Origin of the sequence: Treponema socranskii subsp. socranskii VPI DR56BR1116 = ATCC 35536 (assembly GCF_000468115.1) — a bacterium.
In the GTDB taxonomy this organism is placed as follows: Bacteria; Spirochaetota; Spirochaetia; order Treponematales; family Treponemataceae; genus Treponema_D; species Treponema_D socranskii.
Map to the genome: position 1 here is coordinate 1 of NZ_AVQI01000007.1, position 695 is coordinate 695.

General features: G+C 47.1%; 1 protein-coding gene. It reads left to right on the forward strand.

Going from position 1 to position 695, the window contains the following annotated elements:
- On the forward strand, positions 1–695 hold a 695-nt coding region (locus tag HMPREF0860_RS01100), incomplete at both ends, for a leucine-rich repeat protein (protein ID WP_038082082.1).

The window sequence follows — 695 nt, forward strand, 5'->3', positions numbered from 1 at the left end:
CAGAAAACACTGTACTCGTCTTTACGGCCTCTCCTGCTGCGGGTTACAAGGTGGAAGAGTGGACGGTAAACGGCACGGCCGTTCCGGGCAATACCTCAAACACCTACGAACACACCGTAACACAGCCGGCGGATATACGGGTAACTTTTATATCTTCCGTAACGATTCCCGATACTTTTACGCTCTCAGACGGTGCAGAGTATAAAGTAGTCGACAAAGCGCAGAAACTGGTGATAATAACAAAGCGGGGAGACAATACTGGCAGCAATATTGTCTATACCGTCAATGTAAAGCCCGAATATTCGGGTATTACGTACACCCTCACCGGTTTCAGCAAACAATGTATAAGCGACTTCGGCGGTTGGGGGCCGTTAAAAGCTTTTGCGTTAAGCGGTCCGAGTAACTTTTTAAGCGTAGAAGGCGGGGTTTTATTCGATAAGCATAAAACAAAGCTGATCCGCTATCCGACCGGTAAGGCAGGCACTCCGTATACGGTGCCTGCTTCCGTCAAAGTATTGGGGGAGAGCTCTTTTTACCACAGTGACAATCTTACTTCCCTTATTTTGCCGGACGGTCTTACAACGGTAGAAGATTCCGGTTTGCACTTTTGCACGAATTTACAAACTGTCTATATTCCTTCATCGCTTACTTCCATAGGGGAAAGATTCCTTGCCTTCAGCAAGGTTGAAGATGTT